The following is an 18,079-nucleotide window of genomic DNA, read 5'->3' on the forward strand; positions in this document are numbered from 1 at the left end:
CGTTAGTTATCGATGGGACAAAGAAGGGTCGCGGTGCACCTGGACCGCCTGACCGGCGGCCGGCTTGACCCACAACAGATAAGCGATCACCAGCAGCACGATCCACACCGCCCCCACCGCCAGCGCCGCCTGGGTTTGCGGGAAATAACCCAGCACACCGAAGACGAACAGCATGAACACAATGGCGGCTGCCGGTGCCCAGGGCCAGAACGGCACCGGGAACTTCAGTTGGGCAACCTGCTCGGCGCTCATCGAGCGACGCATGGCCACCTGGGTGACCAGGATCATCAGCCAGACCCAGACCGTGGCGAAAGTAGCGATCGAGGCAATCAGCAGGAACACGTTTTCCGGAATCAGGTAGTTCAGCAGCACACCGCCCAGCAGCGCGGCGCCCATGACCACCACGGTCATCCACGGCACACCGTGTTTCGACAGTTGGGCAAAGCCTTTGGGCGCCTGCCCTTGCTGGGCCAGGCCGTACATCATGCGTCCGGCGCCGAAGATGTCGCTGTTGATCGCCGACACCGCCGCCGAGATCACCACGATATTGAGGATGGTCGCCGCCGAGCCGATGCCCAGGTTGTCGAAGATCTGCACGAACGGGCTGCCCTGGCTGCCGATCTGCGGCCATGGATAGATGGCCATCAGTACGAACAGGGTCAGCACATAGAACAGCAGGATGCGCATCGGCACCGCGTTGATCGCCTTGGGGATGACCCGCTGCGGGTCCTTGGCTTCACCGGCGGTGATACCGATGATCTCGATGCCGCCAAAAGCGAACATCACCACCGCGAATGAAGCGATCAGGCCGCCGATGCCGTGGGGCATGAAGCCGCCGTGGGCCCAGAGGTTGGCCACCCCGGTGGCCTGCTCGTTGCTGGCCGAACCGATACCGAACAACATGATGCCGAAGCCGGCGAGGATCATCGCGACAATCGCGCCGACTTTCAGCAGCGACAGCCAGAACTCCATTTCGCCGAAGACCTTGACGTTGCACAGGTTGAGGCCGCCGATCAGGAACACGATGCCGAGCACCCAGACCCAGCGCGCCACTTCCGGAAACCAGAAGCCCATATAGATGCCGAAGGCCGTGACGTCGGCCAGGCAGACGATGATCATTTCAAAGGCATAGGTCCAGCCGAGGATAAAGCCCGGCAGTGGTCCCAGGTAATTGCTCGCGTAGTGGCCAAACGAGCCGGACACCGGGTTGTGCACGGCCATCTCGCCCAGCGCGCGCATCACCATGAACACCGCGGCGCCACCGATCAGGTAGGCCAGGAGGACCGCGGGACCGGCCATCTGGATGGCCGAGGCAGAACCATAGAACAGCCCGGTGCCGATCGCCGACCCCAGCGCCATGAAGCGAATATGTCGGGCGGACAGCCCGCGTTTCAATCCTTGAGCTTGCTGTTGCATTTCTCGTTCCTAATTATTTTTATCGGAGAAAACCGGAACCACCTGTAGCCGCTGCCGAGGCACGAGGCTGCGATGGGCTGCGCAGCAGCCCCCGACGGCGGTCCTGCGGACCGCTTCGCAGCTTCGTACCTCAACAGCGGCTACGGGCATGGTCGTTACAGGCTCGGCAGCAACTTGGCCGGCAGCAGCTCGTTCAGGCAACGGGACGCCAGCAGTTCGCTCGCGGCATTGATGTCCGGGGCGAAGAAGCGGTCTTTCTCGTAGAACGGCACTTTGCTACGCAGGGTGGCACGGGCTTTTTCCAGCTTGGTCGAGGTCTTCAGGCCGTCACGCAGGTCCAGGCCCTGGCAGGCCGCCAGCCATTCCACGGCGAGGATGCCACGGGTGTTTTCGGCCATTTCCCACAGGCGCTTGCCAGCGGCGGGCGCCATGGACACATGGTCTTCCTGGTTGGCGGAAGTAGGCAGGCTGTCCACCGAGTGCGGATGGGCCAGCGCCTTGTTTTCGCTGGCCAGGGCCGCGGCGGTCACCTGGGCGATCATGAAGCCGGAGTTGACCCCGCCATTGGCCACCAGGAACGGCGGCAGCTGGGACATGTGCTTGTCCATCATCAGCGAGATGCGGCGCTCGCTCAGGGAGCCGATTTCGGCGATGGCCAGGGCCATGTTGTCGGCGGCCATGGCCACCGGCTCGGCGTGGAAGTTGCCACCGGAGATCACATCGCCCTCGGCGGCGAACACCAGTGGGTTATCCGACACCGCGTTGGCTTCGACCACCAGCACCTCGGCGGCCTGGCGGAACTGGGTCAGGCAGGCGCCCATGACCTGTGGCTGGCAGCGCAGGGAGTACGGGTCCTGCACCTTGTCGCAGTTCTGGTGCGACTTGGAGACTTCGCTGCTGTCGCCCAGCAGGTCGCGGTAAGCCGCGGCGGTGTCGATCTGGCCTTTCTGGCCACGGGCGGCATGAATCCGCGCATCGAACGGCGAACGCGAGCCCAGCACCGCCTCGACGGTCAGGCCGCCGCAGGCCAGGGCGCCGGCGAACAGGTCTTCGCCTTCGAACAGGCCGCGCAGGGCAAAAGCGGTGGAAACCTGGGTGCCGTTGAGCAGCGCCAGGCCTTCCTTGGCCGCCAGGGTCAGCGGCTTGAGGCCGGCCACGCTCAGGGCTTCGGTGGCGTCCAGCCATTGGCCTTTATAACGGGCCTTGCCTTCACCCAGCAGCACCAGGGACATATGGGCCAGCGGCGCGAGGTCGCCGGAAGCGCCCACCGAACCCTTGAGCGGGATATGCGGGTAGACCTCGGCGTTGACCAGGGCGATCAGCGCGTCGATCACCTGGCGACGGATACCGGAGAAACCACGGCTCAGGCTGTTGACCTTGAGCACCATGACCAGGCGCACCAAGGCGTCGCTGATCGGCTCGCCGACACCGGCGGCATGGGACAGCACCAGGGAGCGCTGGAGGTTTTCCAGGTCTTCGCTGGCGATACGGGTCGAGGCCAGCAGGCCGAAACCGGTGTTGATGCCGTAGGCGGTGCGGTTCTCGGCAAGGATCTGCTCGACACAGGCGACACTGGCGTCGATCTGTGCCGAGGCGCTGTTATCGAGGCCGAGGGTTACCGGCTGGTGGTAGACGGCACGCAGTTGGGCCAGGGTCAATTGGCCGGGAATCAGATTTAGCGCAGTCACATTTATGCTCCTTTTGAGAGTTTGTTATTAACTACCAGTCGCTCCGGAAGCTTCCGTTGTCCGTCGCAGCCCGCCGTTTGTGAGCGAGTGGCGCCTTGGCACGCTGGTTTTTCGTGGAAACCGTTGTCTTGGAAAATCCTGTTCTTGCAGGGCGCGCTTCAGTGCACGCCCGGTAAAACCTCCTGCAGCAAGGCCGGAGCCTTGAGCAGCGCCGCCGCGCTGGCGATGTCCGGGGCCAGCCAGCGATCCTGGTCATAGGCCGGAACCCGCTGGCGCAGGAGCTTCCAGGCCGCCTCGGTGCCGGCACCGAAACGCTGTTCCTTGAGAAATTCGAAGGCCTGGGCCGCCAGCAGGTATTCGATGGCGAGGATCTGGGTGCAGTTTTCCAGCGCGCGGGAAAGCTTCAGCGCGGTGTTGGTGCCCAGGCTCAGGTGGTCTTCCTGCAGGCCGGAGGTGACGTAGTTGTCGAGCACCGCCGGTTGCGCCAGCTGGCGGTTTTCCGCGCACAGCGAGGCAGCGACGTACTGGACGATCATCATTCCGGAGTTGACCCCGGGGTTGCTCACCAGGAACGCCGGCAAACCGCTGACATGGGGGTTGATCAGGCGGTCCAGGCGGCGCTCGGCGATCGAGCCGATCTCGGCCATGGCGATCGCCAGCAGGTCCGCCGCCAGTGCCACCGACTGGCCGTGGGGGTTGGCCTGGGACATCACCCGGTAGTTGTCCGGAGTGCCCAGCACCATCGGGTTGTCGGTGACCGAGTTGAGCTCGGTTTCGACCTGCTGCGTCGCGTGCGCCAACTGATCGCGGGCGGCGCCGTGAACCTGCGGGATGGAACGGATGCTCAGGGCATCCTGGGTGCGGATGCCTTTGCTGGTGGCAATCACTTCACTGCCGTCGAGCAAGGCGCGCAGGTTGATGCCGACCTGCTGCATGCCGGGGTGCGGCTTGAGCGCAATGATCTCGGCATCGAAGGCGGCGATCTGCCCGCGCTGGGCCTCGAAGCTCATGGCGCCGATCACGTCGGCCCACTGCAGCAGGCGCGTGGCGTCGGCCAGGGCCAGGCAGCTCAGGCCGGTCATGCACGGCGTACCGTTGACCAGGCACAGACCGTCCTTGGCCCCCAGTTGCACCGGCTTCAGGCCTTCCGCCGCCAGCGCCTGCTCGGCCGACACGACCTGCCCGCGATAGCTGACCTGGCCGACACCAAGCAAGGCGATGCTGATATGGGCCATGTGGGTCAGGTAACCCACCGAGCCCTGGGACGGCACTTGCGGGGTGATACCGCGATTGAGCAGGGCCAGCAGCGCCTCGACCACCCGGCGATGCAGGCCGGACTTGCCGTGGCTGTAATTGACGACAGCCGCGCAGATGATCGCCCGGGTCTGCTCGTCGGCCAGCGGCGCGCCCACGCCACAGGCATGGCTGAGCAGGGTGTTGCGCGACAGCTGGCTGAGCTGTTCGTCCTGCAGCGAAACGTTGCACAGCGCGCCAAGGCCGGTGTTGATGCCATAGGCGCGTTCGCCGCTGACGACGATGCGCTGGACGATGGCCTGGGCATTCTCGATGCGCGCCCAGGCCTGGGCCGACAGCTCGAGCTGTGCGCCATGCCGGGCCACGGCGACCACATCCTGCCAACGCAGCGGGGCGTCGGCGATAACGATTTTTTCAGCCTGCGACATCTTCGACCTCACGGGTACAACCTGAACATTGATGCAGCTTTACCGCCGCCTTCGCGGGCAAGCCTCGCTCCTACAGGGGAAGAGGCCCGCCCCAAGCCTTTAAACCACCGCCGCTCGTCGCTGCACGAAACGGTCGACATACTCGTCCGCCGGCGAATGCAGGATCTCTTTCGGCGTGCCGACCTGGATCAGCCGGCCGTCCTTGAGGATCGCGATGCGGTTGCCGATGCGCACGGCCTCGTCGAGGTCGTGGGTAATGAAGACGATGGTCTTGTGCAGGGTCTTTTGCAGCTCCAGCAGCTGGTCCTGCATCTCGGCGCGGATCAGCGGGTCGAGGGCGCTGAAGGCCTCGTCCATCAGGATGATGTCGGTGTCCGCCGCCAGGGCGCGGGCCAGGCCGACGCGCTGGCGCATGCCGCCGGACAGCTGGTGCGGGTACTTGTTCTCGTAGCCCTTGAGGCCCACGGTGTTGATCCAGTGCAGCGCGCGCTCGGAGCAGACTTCCTTGCTCTCGCCCCGCACCTTGAGGCCGTAGGCGGTGTTTTCCAGCACGGTCTTGTGCGGCAGCAGGCCGAAGCTCTGGAACACCATGCTGATCTTGTGCCGGCGAAATTCGCGCAGGGCTTCCATGTCGTATTGCAGGATGTCCACGCCATCCACCAGGATCGCGCCGCTGGTCGGGTCGATCAGGCGGTTGAAGTGGCGCACCAACGTCGACTTGCCGGAGCCGGACAGGCCCATGATCACGAAGATCTCGCCAGTGCCGATGCTCAGCGACAGGTCGTTGACCCCGACCACGCAGCCGGTCTCGGCCAGCACCTGGTCCTTGGTCTTGTTCTGGCGAATCATGTTCAGCGCGTCGGCCGAACGGTTGCCGAAAATCTTGAAGACGTTCTTGACTTCGATCTTGCTCACGATTGCGTCGTTCATTTGCTCACCTCATGGCGTGGACGACCATAGGCTTGGGTAATACGGTCGATGACCACGGCCAGAATCACGATCGCCAGGCCGGCTTCCAGGCCACGGCCGACGTTGAGGGTCTGGATGCCCACCAGCACGTCTTCGCCCAGGCCACGGGCACCGATCATCGAGGCGATCACCACCATCGACAGGGCCATCATGGTGGTCTGGTTGATCCCGGCCATGATGCTCGGCAGGGCCAGCGGCAGTTGCACGCCGAACAGTTGCTGCCAGCGGTTGGCGCCGAAGGCGTTGATCGCCTCCATGACTTCGCCGTCGACCTGGCGAATGCCCAGGTCGGTCAGGCGGATCAGCGGCGGCGCGGCGTAGATCACGGTGGCGAAGATCGCCGGCACCTTGCCCAGGCCGAACAGCATCAGCACCGGGATCAGGTACACGAAGCTCGGCATGGTCTGCATGATGTCCAAGAGCGGCATCAGCACCGAACGCAGGCGATTGCTGCGCGCCGAGAGAATCCCCAGGGGAATGCCGATCAGCACCGAAATGAAGGTCGCCACCAGCATCAGCGCCAGGGTCTGCATCAGCTTGTCCCACAGGCCGACCGCGCCCACCAGGAACAGCAGGCCGACGATCACCGCGGTGGTCACCAGCTTGCGGGTCGAATGCCAGGCGATGCCGCCGACAATCGCCAGCATCAGCCACCAGGGCGCCAGGCGCAGCAGGCCTTCGAGGTTGACGATGGCCCACAGCAGGGTGTCGGAGATGTGGCGGAACACATCGCCGTAGTTGGTCACCAGCGAATCGACCCAACTGTTGACCCAGTCGGCGATGGAAAAGGTGAAGCTTTCAGGAAACATAGAGAGGCTCTCGATCAAATGGGTTGCGGCAAGGCTCCCGGCTGCGCTTCAGGCAGCCGGGAAGGCTCTACCTACAAGGCCGCGTCGATTTTCTTGGCTGCGTCGTCGCTCACCCATGCGTGCCAGACTTCAGGATGTTCCTTGAGGAAAATTTTCGCCAGCTTCGGCGATTCGATACGTTCCTTCGCCATGCGGCCCAGGTTCTGGTTGAGCAGATCGATCGGCAGGTTGACCTTTTCCAGCACGGCCACCAGCTCGGGCGCTTCCTCGTGGAAGGTCTTGGACAGGCCGACCTTGATGGTCACGCTCTTGTCCACGCCCGGTTTTTCTTCCAGCTTCACCAGGTCGACCTGGCCCATCAGCGGGGTTGGCGACCAGTAGTAGAACAGGATCGGCTCGCCACGCTTGTAGCTCGACAGTACCGCGGCATCCAGCGCCGGGCCGGTGCCTGGGCGGAAGTTGGTGTAGCTGCTTTCCAGGCCGTAGCTTTTCAGCATCTCGCTGTTGTCCAGCTCGCAGGTCCAGCCGGCCGGGCAGTTATAGAAACGGCCCTTGCTCGGCTCTTCCGGGTCCTTGAATACGCTGGCGTACTTGCCCAAATCGGCAATGTTCTTCAGGTCCGGGGCCTTGGCTTCCAGCTTGCGCTTGGCATCGCCTTCGATCACGTAGCGCGGCACGTACCAGCCTTCGATGGCGCCCACCACCGGGGCGCCGACGCCGACCACCTTGCCGGCCTTCTCGGCCTTGTTCCAGACCTCGCTGCGACCGACCCATTCCTCGGCGAAAACCTGGATGTCATTGCTGCTCAGGGCGTTCTCCATGGTGATGGAGTTGCCTGGCAGGCTGTCGGTCTTGCAGCCGTAGCCTTTTTCCAGGACCACTTGCAGCACGTCGGTCAGCAACATGCCGCTTTCCCAGTTCAGGCCGGCGAATTTCACCGGTTTACCGGACTCGCACCAGCCGGCCGCCTGGGTAGCGCCGGCGCTGGCCAGCAGGCCCATGGAAAGCAAAGTGGTCAGCAGGGTCTTATGCATTTTCATTGTGTGACGCTCCCAATCATTGAAATGGATTACGGCAGTCAAGAGGCATCCAGCCCGTCCACGTCCAATCAGGTCTAGACCGCAGTAGCGCGGCCTGCCCCACTCAGCTTTTGTTCTGTGATCGAGTCCTGCTCTACCGGCAGGATCAGGCGATCGGGTACGGCGCCATGCCATTTCTTCGCGCAGACGTAATACAGCGCCGCGGGAACCACCAGGCCGACGATCCAGGAGATATCCACGCCACCCAGGGTTTCCACCAGCGGGCCGGTGTAGAACTTGGTGGCGATGAACGGCAGCTGCACCAGCACACCGATCACATAGACGCTGATACCGAGGATGTTCCAGCGGCCGTAGCGACCGTTCGGATCGGCCAGCGCCGGCACGTCATAGTGCTCGCGGGTGATGCAGTAGTAATCCACCAGGTTGACCGCGCTCCACGGGGTGAAGAAGGCCAGCAGGAAGAGGATGAAAGACTTGAACGCACCGAGGAACGAGTGCTGGCCGAGCAAGGCGATCAGGGTCGCAGTACCGACGATGACCAGCACGAACACCAGGCGTTGCAAGCGCGTCACTTCCAGGTGGCCACGAAAGCCACTGATGATGGTGGCAATGCACATGAAGCTGCCGTAGGAGTTCAGCGTCGAGATGGTGACTTTGCCGAAGGCGATGCTGAAGTACAGCAGCGCGGCGGTGGCACCGCTGCCGCCCAGGCCGACGATGTAGGCCACTTCGTGGCCGGCGAACTGCCCGTCGGCCATGGCCGCGGCGAACACGCCGAGGATCATCGCCACCTGCGCGCCGATCACCGAGCCCGCGCCAGCGGCGAGGAAGGTTTTCACCGAAGAGGTCTTGCTCGGCAAGTAGCGCGAATAGTCGGCCACGTAGGGGCCGAAGGCGATCTGCCAGGACGCGGCGAGCGACACCGCGAGCAGGAAGCTGCTCCAGCTGAAGTGGCGGATTTCCAGGAGTGCGCCAACGTCGGTCTGGCTCATCAGGCGACTGAACAGATAAACGAAGGCGATCACGCCAATAACGCTGGCGGCACGCCCGATGAAATGGATCACCCGGTAACCGAGCACCGTGACCAGCACGATGACGCTGGCGAAGATCAGGATGCCGACGCTGTCGCTGACCCCGAACAGCTGGCCCAGCGCCTGGCCGGAAAGCACCGTGCCGGTGGCGGTGAAGCCCAGGTACATCAGGCAGACCAGGACGATCGGAATGGCCGCGCCATAGACGCCGAACTGAACCCGGCTGGAGATCATCTGCGGCAGGCCGAGCTTGGGCCCTTGCGCCGCGTGCAACGCCATCACACCGCCGCCCAGCAGTTGCCCGATGAGCAGGCCGATCAGCGACCAGAACACATCACCGCCCAGCACCACCGCCAGAGCGCCAGTGACGATGGCCGTGATCTGCAAGTTAGCCCCCAACCACAGGGTGAACTGGCTGTAGAGCTTGCCGTGGCGTTCGGCTTCGGGGATGTAGTTGATCGACCGCCGTTCGATCAGGGGTTTGGAGCTATCGCTGGCCGTGGACATCGTTATTGTTCTCCCGGGAGATTCTTGTCATGTCAAAGCACTGCTACATGGACCGAGCCGCCGCACTGCAGCGTGCGACGGCTTCTTCCCTAATCCTGGCGGCAATCCGCCGGGAGCTTACTTGCCAGTGATCATCGGCAGGTTCAGGCCCTGTTCCTTGGCGCAGTCGATGGCGATCTGGTAACCGGCATCGGCGTGACGCATGACACCGGTACCCGGGTCGTTATGCAGCACACGGGCGATACGCTCGGCCGCTTCGTCGGTACCGTCGCAGACGATCACCATCCCGGAGTGCTGGGAGAAGCCCATGCCGACGCCGCCGCCGTGGTGCAGGGAAACCCAGGTCGCGCCGCTGGCGGTGTTCAGCAGGGCGTTGAGCAGTGGCCAGTCGGACACGGCGTCGGAACCGTCCTGCATCGATTCGGTTTCGCGGTTCGGGCTGGATACCGAGCCGGAGTCCAGGTGGTCGCGACCGATGACGATCGGCGCCGACAGCTCGCCGCTGCGCACCATTTCGTTGAACGCCAGGCCGAGCTTGGCGCGCAGGCCCAGGCCAACCCAGCAGATACGCGCCGGCAGGCCCTGGAAGCTGATGCGCTCGCGCGCCATGTCCAGCCAGTTGTGCAGGTGAGCGTCGTCCGGGATCAGTTCCTTGACCTTGGCGTCGGTCTTGTAGATGTCCTGCGGGTCGCCCGACAGCGCGGCCCAGCGGAACGGACCGATGCCGCGGCAGAACAGCGGACGAATATAGGCCGGCACGAAGCCTGGGAAGTCGAAGGCGTTCTCGACGCCTTCTTCCTGGGCCATCTGACGGATGTTGTTGCCGTAGTCGAAGGTCGGGATGCCCTGCTTCTGGAAGTCGAGCATGGCTTTGACGTGCACCGCCATCGATTGCTTGGCCGCCTTGACCACCGCCGCCGGCTCGGTCTTGGCGCGCTCGCGGTACTGCTCCCAGGTCCAGCCGGCTGGCAGGTAGCCGTTGAGCGGGTCGTGAGCGCTGGTCTGGTCGGTGACCATGTCCGGACGCACGCCGCGACGGACCATTTCCGGGAGGATTTCAGCCGCGTTGCCGCACAGGGCGATGGAGATCGCCTTGCCTTCGGCGGTGTACTTGGCGATACGCGCCAGGGCGTCGTCCAGGTCTTTGGCCTGCTCGTCGACATAGCGGGTCTTGAGGCGGAAATCGATGCTGCTTTGCTGGCATTCGATGTTCAGCGAGCAGGCACCGGCCAGGGTCGCGGCCAGAGGCTGGGCGCCGCCCATGCCGCCGAGGCCGGCGGTCAGGACCCAGCGGCCCTTGAGGTCATCGTTGTAGTGCTGGCGACCGGCTTCGACGAAGGTTTCGTAGGTGCCCTGGACGATGCCCTGGCTGCCGATGTAGATCCAGCTGCCGGCGGTCATCTGGCCGTACATGGCCAGGCCCTTGGCATCCAGTTCGTTGAAGTGTTCCCAGGTGGCCCAGTGCGGTACCAGGTTGGAGTTGGCGATCAGCACGCGCGGGGCGTTGCTGTGGGTCTTGAATACGCCGACCGGCTTGCCGGATTGCACCAGCAGGGTCTCGTCGTCATTCAGGTTGGTCAGGCTCTCGACGATCTTGTCGTAGCACTCCCAGTTGCGCGCGGCGCGGCCGATGCCACCGTAGACCACCAGCTCTTTCGGGTTCTCGGCGACTTCCGGATCGAGGTTGTTCATCAGCATGCGCAGCGGTGCTTCTGTCAGCCAGCTCTTGGCGGTCAGCTTGTTGCCGCGGGCAGCGCGAATTTCGACGTTCCGGTATTTCGTAGGTTTATTCTCAGTCACGAAAAAACTCCTCAGCGATCAATCCAAACCAACCCAGGCAGTGGGCGAGCGTGCCTGCGCGCAGGGCGCTGCGCAGCAAGCGAATCAGGGGACGCTGCGAAGAGTCTTCAGTGACTCATACGCATACGTCTTTACTTGTACATACAAGCATATGCAATCGATCGGCCAACTCGTTGAATGAGCCTTCAAGAAAATCTCTGGAAATGCTGGAGAGGCCCTTGGATCAAGGGTTTCAGCGTCGATTATTTTTTCGCGGGGGATATGACGAGAGGAGTGAGAGCTGTTACTTCGCCAGGGCTTTGCGCCACGCTGGGGCGTTCGGTAACAAATTGGTGCGCGAGGGAAACAACATCAGGAAGGGAGAGAAACAAGCCTTGTGTAGCCGCTGCCGAAGGCTGCGATCGGCTCCGAAGGAGACGCGCCCTTGCAGGCCCCGGAGGCTCTTCGAGCCTCATCGCAGCCTGCGGCAGCGGCTACAGGTCAGATGGCTGTCAGCTCGATCACGCAGCAAGCGCCACTGACGCTGACTTCCCGCAGGCCGGGGTTACCGAGCAGTTGCAGGCAGTCATGGCGCTCCAGCAAGGCGGCGACACCGCCACCCAGGTCGGCGCGCATTTCCTCGGCCACGCTGAATACCAGCACCGTGCCGGCCTGGGTGAAGAAGCGCTGGCCACCCTGCAGCCATTGCAGGCGAGCGCTGTAGCGGTCCGGCGCGTAGATCAGGTTGAAGTCGCGAATCGGCCCGTCGATCAGGGTGCACGCGACCTGGCTGGCGCCACTGAAGGCAAAGGGGTCCAGCGGTAACAGTGCGCGGGTGTCCTCGCCGTCCACCGTCAGGGTCATGCCCGCGCCTTGCAGCACGGTAATGACCCGCTGGTAGCCGGCGAAGCTGGAGAAGCCACCGGACTCGCCGATATCGGCGATCGACAGCCGCCAGCCGAAACCTTCCAGGCCGACGCCGGCGTCCCGGGTGATCTCTTCGGTACTGCCGCCACCGTTCTTCCATGGCATGCGCGGGTAGTTGGCCGCGCGCAAAACGTTCAACTGAGTCATTGATGCCCCTTACTTATGAAACCGCCCTTCCAGGCTGTGACGAGAACCCGGGTGGATCAGGCGCGCGGCGGTCACCGGCTGGCGGCCGGACCAGGTCCGGCGGCGAATCAGCAGGCACGGCTCGCCGCGCTCGATCTGCAGCAACTTGCATTCTTCCGGCTCGGCCAGAATCGCCTCGACCACGTGCTCGCCCTCGGTCAGCGGCGCGACCTGGTTCAGGTAGGCGTAGGGGGTCTGCAGGGTGAAATCCTGTTTGAGGTAATCCGGCGCCACCAGCGCGTTGACGAAACGGTCCTCGATCTGCACCGGGATATCGTTCTCGAAGTGCACGATCAGCGAGTGGAAGACCCTCTGCCCTTCGCGCATTTCCAGGGCCACGGCGCGCTCGGAACCGGCCGCCTCTTCACCCAGGGTGATGACCTTGCAGGTATGGCGATGACCGCGCGAGGCGATCTCGTCGGCAATGTTGTGCACCTCGAACAGCGCCGACTGGCTTTTCGGTTCGGCGACGAAAGTCCCCACGCCCTGCATGCGCACCAGCAGGCCTTCGGCGGTCATCTCGCGCAGGGCGCGGTTGATGGTCATGCGGCTGAAACCCAGCTGGCTGACCAGCTCGCTTTCCGAGGGCACGCGGTAATGCGGCGGCCAGTTTCCACTCTCGATCTGCTGGGTGATCATCTGCTTGACGCGGGCGTACAGGGGCGCCGGACTATCGCCCAGATGGGCGGCCAGCGGGGAGTTGGCGGGCGGAGTCGGCACGGGAAATCCTTGTTGGCTGAAGAAAGAGGCTAGCTTGCCGGAGTTTACCGAGCAGGCAAACGTCTGTATATGTATATACAAATAACACACGACGGGGTGCTTGAACCATGTCCGCCTTCTTTGCCGAACGCGCACTGCTGCCTAACGGATGGGCCAACAACGTACGTCTTGAGGTCAGCGCCGACGGCCTGTTGACCCACATCCAGGCCGATGCCAGCGCAGAAGGCGCCGAGCGGCTACAAGGCCCGCTGCTGCCGGGCATGCCCAACCTGCACTCCCATGCGTTCCAGCGGGCGATGGCCGGGCTGGCGGAAGTGGCCGGCAACCCCAACGACAGCTTCTGGACCTGGCGCGACCTGATGTATCGCCTGGTGGGCAAGATCAGCCCGGACCAGCTGGGCATCATCGCCCGTCAGCTGTACATCGAAATGCTCAAGGCCGGTTACACCTCGGTCGCCGAATTCCACTATGTGCATCACGACACCAACGGCCAGCCCTACGCCGACCCGGCCGAGCTGTCCCTGCGCATCAGCCAGGCCGCCAGCGCCGCCGGCATCGGCCTGACCCTGCTGCCAGTGCTGTACAGCCACTCCGGTTTCGGCGGCCAGGCGCCCAACGAAGGCCAGCGCCGCTTCATCAACAGCACGGAAAACTACCTCAAGCTGCAAAGCCGCCTGCAACCGCTGCTGGCCCGGCAACCGGCCCAGCAGCTGGGGCTGTGCTTCCACTCGTTGCGCGCGGTCACCCCGCAGCAGATCAGCGAAGTGCTGGCCGCCAGCGACAAGCAGTGCCCGGTGCATATCCACATTGCCGAACAGCAGAAGGAAGTCAACGACTGCCTGACCTGGAGCGGGCGCCGGCCGCTGCAATGGCTGTATGAAAACACCGCGGTCGATCAGCGCTGGTGCCTGGTCCATGCCACCCACGCGAATGCCGAAGAAGTCAGCCTCATGGCGCAGAGCCGAGCGATTGCCGGCCTGTGCCTGACCACCGAAGCCAACCTCGGCGACGGGATTTTCCCGGCGGTGGATTTTCTCGCCCAGGGCGGCCGCATGGGTATCGGTTCCGACAGCCATGTGTCGCTGAGCGTGGTGGAAGAATTGCGCTGGGCGGAATACGGCCAGCGCCTGCGCGATCAACGCCGCAACCGCCTGTATCGCAACGACCAGCCGATGGTTGGCCGGACCCTGTACGACGCCGCGCTGGACGGCGGCGCCCAGGCCCTGGGGCAGCCGATCGGCGCCCTGGAAGTGGGCAAGCGTGCCGACTGGCTGGTGCTTGACGGCAGCGATCCTTACCTGGCCACCGCCGAGGGCGACGGCATTCTCAACCGCTGGCTGTTCGCCGGCGGCGATCGCCAGGTGCGCGATGTGCTGGTCAACGGTCAGTGGGTCGTGCGCGACGGACGTCACGCAGGCGAAGAAGAAAGTAATCGGGCCTTTACCCAGGTGCTGCGCGACCTGCTCGGCTGAAGCCCGTCACCGCGGGAGCCAGCACGCTGGCTCCCGCATGGATTCACTTCGAGGTCTTGGCCATCGCCTTGTCCGACACTCGCCAGATCAGACGGGTGGTGTCATAACCCTGCTGGCGCGCCCTGCTCAGCAGGTCCTCGCGAACCGCCTCGCTGACATTCGGCCGGCGCGACAACAGCCACAGGTATCGACGATCCGGGTTGCCGACAATGGCTGTCTTGTAGTCGTCGCTCACATACAGCACCCAGTAGTCGCCCTTGGCCAGGCCCGGGATCAACCGGGAAAACCAGGTATCGAACTCGACCCACAGCTTGTCGGTTTTGTCCGGCGCCTGCGGCGTTGCCGTGCCCCGCACCTCTTCCCATTGCCAGTTGGCGGTCAGGCAGCGGTTGAGCACCGCCATATTGCCTTCGGGCAGCAAGGTGTAGCGGGCTTCGGATTGCGCGCAGTTACGTTGGAAATACATCGGCAAACGCGCCAGCTCGTACCAGGTCCCTTGGTAACGCTTGAGATCGACGTGATTAGCGGTCTTGGGCGCCAGTGAATCGTCCCGGGAAGTGGCGCAGCCGGCCAACAACAGGCCGGCCAGAAGAGTGACTAGCAAACGCATCATTATTTTTCTCCCGTGGGCACGTGGCCCCGGTTTTTTTTACTTCAGGCCTTGCCCGGAAAACATCAGCACTTTGTCACCGGCGTACTGCACGCTGATAAAGCTGTTCTTGTCACCCCAGGTGCAGCTGGACATGCCCAGCGCGCCGGAACAATCGGTTGGTTTGCCCAGCAGTTTTTCAACTTCGGCCTTGGGCATGCCGGCCGACAGCTTGGAATAGTTTTCCTGATTGATCTTGCCGCATGCAGCCAACAGCACGCAGAACGACAACAGAGCGAGAGAACGCAGGGACATGGTGAAACTCCTGGGCGAACGGGGGGATGGCATGCTGCCAACCAGAAGCTTAGAAGAGAAAAGCCCCATCTGGTTCCCCAGCCAGACGCCTATTTATTGTGACGCAGCGCCCAGCATTTCCTCCGGAATCAACCACTTTGCGGGGGCAAAACGCATTTCGTCGGGCAGACGTCGGCGTGCCTCATTTTTCATGATGGCCAGTCGACATAAAAGCAGCGCAAAAGCTGCCGTTATGGCAAATTGACGCCCCCTCGCTGACCACCCTTTCGCGGTAGTTCACCTAATGACCAGAAACATGAAATTCAGCCATAAGATCCTGCTTGCCGCCGCTCTTGTGGTCGCCGTTGCGTTCGCCTGTTTTATCCTGTTCAACGACTATCGACAGCGCGAGGCCCTGCGCAGCAGCAACGAGTCCTCCATGCAGGAACTCGGCAGCCTGACCAGCAGCAACATCCAGACCTGGCTGGAAAGTCGCATCCAGTTGCTGCACACCCTGGCCCAGCAGATCGCCGTGGACGGCAGCGGCGCCGACGGCCTGAAACGCAGCGTCGGCCTCCCCGCCTATGCCAGCAACTTCCAGCTCAGCTACTTCGGCGGCCAGGACGGCGCGATGTTCTCGGTCCCGGCGGGCAACCGCGCGCCCGACTACGACCCACGTGCCCGCGGCTGGTACAAGGCGGCCAACTCGGCCCAGCAGACCATCGTCACCGAACCCTACATCGCCGCCTCTTCCGGCAAGCTGGTGATCACCGTCGCCACCCCGGTGCAGCACCAGGGCAGCTTCATCGGCGTCGCCGGAGCCGATATCGACCTGTCCAACGTCAGCGCCATCATCAACTCGCTGAATTTCGGCGGCCATGGCCAGGCGTTCATCGTCAGCGCCGGCGGCAAGATCCTGATCCACCCGGACAGCAAGCTGGTGCTCAAGAACCTCAGCGACGCCTACCCCAATGGCGCCCCGCAGGTCGGCCCGGGCCTGAAGGAAGTCGAGCTGGACGGCAAGACCCAGCTCATCTCCTTCACCCGCGTCAACGGCGTGCCGGCGGCGGACTGGTACGTGGCGCTGGTGCTGGACAAGGACACCGCGTTCTCGATGCTCAGCGAGTTCCGCACCTCAGCGATCATCGCCATGCTGATTGCCGTAGTGATCATCATCAGCCTGCTGGGCATGCTGATCCGCGTGCTGATGCAGCCGCTGCACCTGATGGGCCGCGCCATGCACGACATCGCCGAGGGTGAGGGCGACCTGACCAAGCGCCTGACCATCCATGGCCACGACGAGTTCGGCACCCTGGGCGTGTCGTTCAACCGTTTCGTCGAGCGGGTTCACGGTTCGATCCGCGAAGTCGCCTCGGCCACCGGCCAGGTCAACGAAGTCGCCCTGCGGGTGGTCAGCGCCTCGAACTCGTCGATGTTCAACTCCGGCCAGCAGGCCTCGCGCACCAGCAGCGTCGCCGCGGCCATCAACCAGCTCGGCGCCGCCGCCCAGGAAATCGCCCAGAACGCCGCCCTGGCGTCGCAGCACTCCAGCGATGCGCGCAACCTGGCTGGCGAAGGCCAGGCCGTGGTCGACCAGACCATCGCCGCCATGCAGCAGCTGTCGGCGAAGATCAGCGACTCCTGCGGCCATATCGAAACCCTGAACAGCAACACGGTGAACATCGGGCAGATCCTCGAAGTCATCACCAGCATCTCCCAGCAGACCAACCTGCTGGCCCTCAACGCCGCCATCGAAGCCGCCCGCGCCGGGGAGGCCGGCCGTGGTTTCGCGGTGGTCGCCGATGAGGTGCGCAACCTCGCCCACCGCACCCAGGACTCGGCGCAGCAAGTGCAGAAGATGATCGAGGAACTGCAGGTCGGCGCCCGCCAGGCGGTGGACACCATGACCGAAAGCCAGCGCGAGAGCGCAAGCAGCGTCGGCATCGCCAACCAGGCCGGCCAGCGCCTGGGCAGCGTGACCCAGCGCATCGGCGAGATCGACGGCATGAACCAGTCCGTGGCCACCGCCACCGAGGAGCAGACCGCCGTGGTGGAGTCGATCAACGTCGACATCACCGAGATCAACACCCTCAACCAGGAAGGCGTGGAAAACCTGCAGGCGACCCTGCGCGCCTGCGCCGACCTGGAGCAGCAAGCGGCGCGGTTGCAGCAGTTGGTGGGCAGTTTCCGGATTTAACGATCAGCAACACTCAACTCGTCTGGCGCGGCGCACATAGGACTGAATAAAGACTAAACTCAGTCCTGCTTCCCCAGACGAGATGCTCCCATGAAGCTTTCCTCTCAGATCAAACCAATCAGTTACCTGAAAAGCCACACCGCCGAGATCGTCAAAACCATCACCGAAAGCCGTGAGCCCATGGTCATTACCCAGAACGGCGAGGCAAAACTGGTGGTCATGGATGTGAAAAGCTTCGAGCAGCAGGAAGAAACCATGGCGCTGCTGAAGATCCTCGCCCTCGGTAATCGTGAGATCGATGAAGGCCAATTCCGCGATGCCCAGGACGTGTTCGACGAACTGGACCAGGCCGACCAACCGTGACATTCAAGGTAGTGCTTCTGCATTCGGCGGAAACCGACCTCATCGAGTTGCGTACCTACCTCACCCAGCGGTTCTCCACCGCCACCTGGCACAACAGCTACAGCAGCCTGAAACAAGCCATTCGCCCACTGGCCACCCTGCCCTACGCCGGGGCGATTCCCGAAGAACTCGAACAACTGCATGTCGGCCACTACCGACAGATACTCTCGGGGATGAATCGAATCATCTATGAAGTACGAGACGCTACCGTCTACATCCATGTCATCGCCGATACTCGCCAAGACCTGCAAACCTTGCTGATGAAGCGGTTACTGCGCGCCAGGCGCTAAGTATTCATGGGTCCTGAAGCTCTATCGCGGGCAATCGAGCGTCGACCGGCCGCTCCTACGGATGCATACACGCGCCTGTAG

16 protein-coding genes are annotated in these 18,079 nt (G+C 63.4%); 4 read left to right on the top strand and 12 right to left on the bottom strand.

The genetic code is table 11. The features are described 5' to 3' along the window. Positions 1-6: 6 nt before the first annotated feature. The 10 genes from AC07VU_RS09070 to hutC form a co-directional block, all read right to left on the bottom strand. Positions 7-1,416 (bottom strand): amino acid permease, encoded by a 1,410-nt coding sequence (locus AC07VU_RS09070; RefSeq protein WP_007925907.1) that lies wholly within the window; start codon positions 1,414-1,416, stop codon positions 7-9. Positions 1,417-1,571: 155 nt separating this feature from the next. Beyond that, positions 1,572-3,104, bottom strand: a complete 1,533-nt coding sequence (gene hutH, locus AC07VU_RS09075) for a histidine ammonia-lyase (RefSeq protein WP_495029750.1) — start codon at positions 3,102-3,104, stop codon at positions 1,572-1,574. A gap of 158 nt (positions 3,105-3,262) precedes the next feature. Beyond that, the gene (gene hutH, locus AC07VU_RS09080; RefSeq protein WP_495029751.1) at positions 3,263-4,786 is read right to left on the bottom strand and encodes a histidine ammonia-lyase; all 1,524 of its coding nucleotides are present in this window, start codon (positions 4,784-4,786) and stop codon (positions 3,263-3,265) included. Positions 4,787-4,885: 99 nt separating this feature from the next. Beyond that, a complete protein-coding gene (locus AC07VU_RS09085; protein ID WP_495029752.1) occupies positions 4,886-5,716 on the bottom strand; it encodes a quaternary amine ABC transporter ATP-binding protein in 831 nt (276 codons plus the stop codon). Then, positions 5,713-6,564 (bottom strand): ABC transporter permease, encoded by an 852-nt coding sequence (locus AC07VU_RS09090; RefSeq protein ID WP_007925913.1) that lies wholly within the window; start codon positions 6,562-6,564, stop codon positions 5,713-5,715. Before AC07VU_RS09090 ends, AC07VU_RS09085 begins: the two co-directional genes overlap by 4 nt. 71 nt (positions 6,565-6,635) lie before the next feature. Continuing rightward, entirely contained in the window at positions 6,636-7,604 is a 969-nt protein-coding gene (locus AC07VU_RS09095; RefSeq protein ID WP_102678385.1) for an ABC transporter substrate-binding protein, read from the bottom strand. Positions 7,605-7,678: 74 nt separating this feature from the next. Then, on the bottom strand, positions 7,679-9,142 hold the full coding sequence (locus AC07VU_RS09100; RefSeq protein ID WP_007925916.1) for a purine-cytosine permease family protein: 1,464 nt from the start codon (positions 9,140-9,142) through the stop codon (positions 7,679-7,681). Positions 9,143-9,259: 117 nt separating this feature from the next. Next, complete coding sequence (gene hutU / locus AC07VU_RS09105; RefSeq protein ID WP_038582787.1) at positions 9,260-10,942, bottom strand: urocanate hydratase; 1,683 nt, start codon at positions 10,940-10,942, stop codon at positions 9,260-9,262. A gap of 480 nt (positions 10,943-11,422) precedes the next feature. After that, on the bottom strand, positions 11,423-11,995 hold the full coding sequence (locus AC07VU_RS09110) for a HutD/Ves family protein (RefSeq protein WP_495029753.1): 573 nt from the start codon (positions 11,993-11,995) through the stop codon (positions 11,423-11,425). A gap of 9 nt (positions 11,996-12,004) precedes the next feature. Further along, on the bottom strand, positions 12,005-12,673 hold the full coding sequence (gene hutC, locus AC07VU_RS09115; RefSeq protein WP_238437480.1) for a histidine utilization transcriptional repressor HutC: 669 nt from the start codon (positions 12,671-12,673) through the stop codon (positions 12,005-12,007). A 188-nt stretch (positions 12,674-12,861) separates the two neighbouring features. Here hutC and AC07VU_RS09120 point away from each other — a divergent pair, with 188 nt between their 5' ends. After that, positions 12,862-14,226 carry a formimidoylglutamate deiminase gene (locus AC07VU_RS09120; protein WP_495029754.1) on the top strand — a complete coding sequence of 455 codons (1,365 nt, stop codon included), beginning with the start codon at positions 12,862-12,864 and terminating at the stop codon, positions 14,224-14,226. A gap of 43 nt (positions 14,227-14,269) precedes the next feature. On the opposite strand, the gene AC07VU_RS09125 is transcribed toward AC07VU_RS09120, so the two are convergent. Together AC07VU_RS09125 and AC07VU_RS09130 are read right to left on the bottom strand one after the other, a co-directional pair. Then, positions 14,270-14,839 (bottom strand): lipocalin family protein, encoded by a 570-nt coding sequence (locus AC07VU_RS09125; RefSeq protein ID WP_007925922.1) that lies wholly within the window; start codon positions 14,837-14,839, stop codon positions 14,270-14,272. Between the two features lie 36 nt (positions 14,840-14,875). After that, positions 14,876-15,130 carry a hypothetical protein gene (locus AC07VU_RS09130; protein ID WP_007925924.1) on the bottom strand — a complete coding sequence of 85 codons (255 nt, stop codon included), beginning with the start codon at positions 15,128-15,130 and terminating at the stop codon, positions 14,876-14,878. 283 nt (positions 15,131-15,413) lie between these two features. Between AC07VU_RS09130 and AC07VU_RS09135 the strand changes: the two genes are divergently transcribed. The 3 genes from AC07VU_RS09135 (at position 15,414) to AC07VU_RS09145 (ending at position 17,998) form a co-directional block, all read left to right on the top strand. Continuing rightward, on the top strand, positions 15,414-17,306 hold the full coding sequence (locus AC07VU_RS09135) for a methyl-accepting chemotaxis protein (protein WP_457275469.1): 1,893 nt from the start codon (positions 15,414-15,416) through the stop codon (positions 17,304-17,306). A gap of 90 nt (positions 17,307-17,396) precedes the next feature. Then, positions 17,397-17,669: a type II toxin-antitoxin system Phd/YefM family antitoxin gene (locus AC07VU_RS09140; RefSeq protein ID WP_007925927.1), complete on the top strand. Its 273-nt coding sequence runs from the start codon at positions 17,397-17,399 to the stop codon at positions 17,667-17,669. Next, the gene (locus AC07VU_RS09145) at positions 17,666-17,998 is read left to right on the top strand and encodes a type II toxin-antitoxin system RelE/ParE family toxin (protein ID WP_277587685.1); all 333 of its coding nucleotides are present in this window, start codon (positions 17,666-17,668) and stop codon (positions 17,996-17,998) included. Before AC07VU_RS09140 ends, AC07VU_RS09145 begins: the two co-directional genes overlap by 4 nt. Positions 17,999-18,079: the final 81 nt, after the last annotated feature.

The organism is Pseudomonas sp. GW821-FHT02B10 (assembly GCF_059421865.1).

What these genes read in the sequence shown, in the direction of transcription:
- AC07VU_RS09070 (WP_007925907.1), bottom strand. Translation starts at nt 1,416, where the DNA reads ATGCAACAGCAAGCTCAAGGATTGAAACGCGGGCTGTCCGCCCGACAT.
- hutH (WP_495029751.1), bottom strand. Translation starts at nt 4,786, where the DNA reads ATGTCGCAGGCTGAAAAAATCGTTATCGCCGACGCCCCGCTGCGTTGG.
- AC07VU_RS09085 (WP_495029752.1), bottom strand. Translation starts at nt 5,716, where the DNA reads ATGAACGACGCAATCGTGAGCAAGATCGAAGTCAAGAACGTCTTCAAG.
- AC07VU_RS09090 (WP_007925913.1), bottom strand. Translation starts at nt 6,564, where the DNA reads ATGTTTCCTGAAAGCTTCACCTTTTCCATCGCCGACTGGGTCAACAGT.
- AC07VU_RS09095 (WP_102678385.1), bottom strand. Translation starts at nt 7,604, where the DNA reads ATGAAAATGCATAAGACCCTGCTGACCACTTTGCTTTCCATGGGCCTG.
- AC07VU_RS09100 (WP_007925916.1), bottom strand. Translation starts at nt 9,142, where the DNA reads ATGTCCACGGCCAGCGATAGCTCCAAACCCCTGATCGAACGGCGGTCG.
- AC07VU_RS09110 (WP_495029753.1), bottom strand. Translation starts at nt 11,995, where the DNA reads ATGACTCAGTTGAACGTTTTGCGCGCGGCCAACTACCCGCGCATGCCA.
- hutC (WP_238437480.1), bottom strand. Translation starts at nt 12,673, where the DNA reads ATGATCACCCAGCAGATCGAGAGTGGAAACTGGCCGCCGCATTACCGC.
- AC07VU_RS09120 (WP_495029754.1), top strand. Translation starts at nt 12,862, where the DNA reads ATGTCCGCCTTCTTTGCCGAACGCGCACTGCTGCCTAACGGATGGGCC.
- AC07VU_RS09125 (WP_007925922.1), bottom strand. Translation starts at nt 14,839, where the DNA reads ATGATGCGTTTGCTAGTCACTCTTCTGGCCGGCCTGTTGTTGGCCGGC.
- AC07VU_RS09130 (WP_007925924.1), bottom strand. Translation starts at nt 15,130, where the DNA reads ATGTCCCTGCGTTCTCTCGCTCTGTTGTCGTTCTGCGTGCTGTTGGCT.
- AC07VU_RS09135 (WP_457275469.1), top strand. Translation starts at nt 15,414, where the DNA reads ATGACCAGAAACATGAAATTCAGCCATAAGATCCTGCTTGCCGCCGCT.
- AC07VU_RS09140 (WP_007925927.1), top strand. Translation starts at nt 17,397, where the DNA reads ATGAAGCTTTCCTCTCAGATCAAACCAATCAGTTACCTGAAAAGCCAC.